At 66.3% G+C, this 2,719-nt stretch carries 3 protein-coding genes; 2 read left to right on the plus strand and 1 reads right to left on the minus strand.

Features of this window, described 5'->3' with window-relative positions; all coding sequences use genetic code 11:
* Positions 1-174 precede the first annotated feature (174 nt).
* On the plus strand, positions 175-882 hold the full coding sequence (locus RMN84_RS04395) for a GcrA family cell cycle regulator (protein ID WP_309610986.1): 708 nt from the start codon (positions 175-177) through the stop codon (positions 880-882).
* 54 nt (positions 883-936) lie between these two features.
* On the opposite strand, the gene RMN84_RS04400 is transcribed toward RMN84_RS04395, so the two are convergent.
* Entirely contained in the window at positions 937-1,419 is a 483-nt protein-coding gene (locus RMN84_RS04400; RefSeq protein WP_309610987.1) for an Hsp20 family protein, read from the minus strand.
* 152 nt (positions 1,420-1,571) lie between these two features.
* On the opposite strand from RMN84_RS04400, the gene RMN84_RS04405 reads away from it, so the two are divergent.
* A partial coding sequence (locus RMN84_RS04405; protein WP_309610988.1) for an ATP-binding protein occupies positions 1,572-2,719 on the plus strand: 1,148 nt, incomplete at its 3' end.

The raw sequence follows: 2,719 nt of genomic DNA on the forward strand, positions 1-2,719 counted from the left end.
CCCCAGTTGACGCCGGTCAGTGTCGGAACCCCCGGTTCCGTTCGTACCCATTGGGAAGGCTGGTCGTTCATCGCGTCTTCGCCTATCGGCTGGCGTTAATCATAGCAACCGCTTGCCGGTAGCGAACAACAAACAACGCAACCGAAGAGGTTGCCGACAGAATCTGGAGTGACAATGAGCTGGACCGAAGAGCGGATCGATCGACTGAAAGCCATGTGGTCGCAAGGATCGACCGCCAGCATGATCGCCGAGGAACTGGGTGGCGTCAGCCGTAATGCAGTGATCGGCAAAGCCCATCGGCTCGGCCTCGATTCGCGCCCCTCGCCGGTCAAGCCGGTCGAGAAGACCGTGAAAAAGCCCGCCGCCGCCAAGCCTGCCCCGGCTCCCGCTGCGCCGCCACCTGCGAAGAAGCCACTGCCCGAACCCGCCGCCCCGCGCGCCGCCGCCCCGTCCGGCCCGCCGGTGCGCAAGCCGATCGTCACCGACGCCGCCAACATGCCGGTCCAGAACCTGGTCCCGGCGCGCGAAGGCACCGATCCGTCGGCGATCCAGTATCGTTCGGTCGGCCCGGGCGGCTTCATCCGCCAGGGTCCGGGCGACACGCAGGCGCCGATCCCGCCGGCCCCGCCGCGCCGCCTCGTACCCGCCAAGCCGTCGGCCGAAGTCGCCGACCGCACCAGCCTGCTCGACCTCAACGACCGCATCTGCCGCTGGCCGATGGGCCATCCCGGCGAGCCCGACTTCCATTTCTGCGGCGACCACGCCAACCCGGGGTTTCCCTACTGCGTGGCACACTGCGGCGTCGCTTACCAAGCCCAGTTGCCAAGGCGCGATCGCCGCCCTCCGCCGCCGCTGCCGTACGGTGGGCCTCGCGTCAGATAAGAAAAGGGCTCCGGCGACCATGTCACCGGAGCCCTTGTTCAGGTCGAGCCGGGATCAAGCCTCGCTCGGCTCATTGGCTGCGGCCTCGATCGTGTCGTGACGCGGCCCTTCGATCGCCCCGCCGCCGATCTCGATTTTGCGGGGCTTCATCGCCTCGGGGATTTCGCGCACCAGCTCGATCTGGAGCAGTCCGTCCTTTAGCTCCGCTCCGTTCACCTTGATGTGATCGGCGAGGCCGAATCGCCGTTCGAACGAGCGATTCGCGATCCCACGATGGACGTAGCTCGCGCCATCTTCTTCGGCCTTGTTACCGCTGACGATCAGCTGGTTCTGCTGAGCGGTGATATCGATATCGCCCTGAGCAAAGCCCGCCACCGCCAGGCTGATGCGGAAGCGGTTCTCGTCGAGCCGCTGGAGATCGAACGGCGGATAATTGTCCTGCCCCGCGCCGGTCGTTCCGCTCTCGAGCAGGTCAAACAGCCGGTCGAAGCCAATCGTGGAGCGCCGATACGGCGCAAAGTCAAAAGCACTACGCATGTCATGTCCTCCATTTGAAGCGACTGGCGGAACACCGAGCCTGCGCGGCCCGAACGCCCCGTCGCCGGGCCTCATCAAGCGTCCGGCGACGCGCGATTTAGGAAGCGCGATCTGCTGTTCAAGACCCCGGTCGCCCGCTAGGCATTCTCCCAATGTCTGACCTCTTCACCTCCCCCTCCGCCGCCACCCCCGCTACCTACGACGCCTCATCGATCGAGGTGCTTGAGGGGCTGGAGCCCGTCCGCCGCCGCCCGGGCATGTACATCGGCGGGACCGACGAGCGCGCGCTTCACCACCTCGCCGCCGAGGTGATCGACAATGCGATGGACGAAGCGGTCGCCGGCCACGCCACCCGCATCGAGGTCGAGCTGGGCCTCGGCAACCGCCTGACGGTCAGCGACAATGGTCGCGGCATCCCGGTCGATCCGCACCCCAAATACCCCGGCCAGTCGGCGCTCGAGGTGATCCTCACCACGCTCCACTCCGGCGGCAAGTTCGAGGGGAAGGCCTACTCCACCAGCGGCGGCCTCCATGGCGTCGGCATCAGCGTCGTCAACGCGCTGTCCACCGACACCGTCGTCGAGGTTGCGCGCGACAAGAAGCTCTATCGCCAGACCTTCGCGCGCGGCCTGGCGACATCGAAGCTGGCCGAAGTCGGTGCTGCTCCCAACCGTCGCGGCACGACTGTTGCTTTCACCCCCGACACCGAGATTTTCGGGGCCGAAATGCAGTTCGATCCCGCCCGCCTCTATCGTCTCGCCCGGTCGAAAGCCTATCTCTTCGCCGGGGTCGAAATTCGCTGGCGCTGCGACCCTGCACTCGCCACCGCCGAAGTCCCCGCGCAGGCAGTGTTCCAGTTCCCTGGCGGGCTTGGTGACCACCTCGCCGAGACGCTCGAAGGCCGCGAGTGCATCACCGCACCGCCCTTCACCGGTCGCCAGGACTTCCCTGACGGCCAGGGCTCGGTCGAATGGGCGGTCGCCTGGCCGATCTGGTCCGACGGCAGCGAGACTTACTATTGCAACACCATCCCGACCCCAGATGGCGGCACGCACGAAGCCGGCCTGCGCGCGGCGCTGACCAAGGGCGTACGCGCGTTCGGCGAATTGGTCGGCCACAAGCGTGCCAAGGACATTACCGCCGACGACGTCTTCAACCAGGTCGAGCTGATGCTCTCGCTGTTCCTGCGCAACCCGCATTTTCAGAGCCAGACCAAGGACCGCCTGACCAGCCTCGAGGCGGCGCGCTTCGTCGAAGCTGCCGTGCGCGACCATTTCGACCATTATTGCGCCGACAACAT

Source organism: Sphingomonas sp., from assembly GCF_031380695.1.
Classification (GTDB): Bacteria; Pseudomonadota; Alphaproteobacteria; order Sphingomonadales; family Sphingomonadaceae; genus Sphingomicrobium.

What these genes read in the sequence shown, in the direction of transcription:
- RMN84_RS04395 (WP_309610986.1), top strand. Translation starts at nt 175, where the DNA reads ATGAGCTGGACCGAAGAGCGGATCGATCGACTGAAAGCCATGTGGTCG.
- RMN84_RS04400 (WP_309610987.1), bottom strand. Translation starts at nt 1,419, where the DNA reads ATGCGTAGTGCTTTTGACTTTGCGCCGTATCGGCGCTCCACGATTGGC.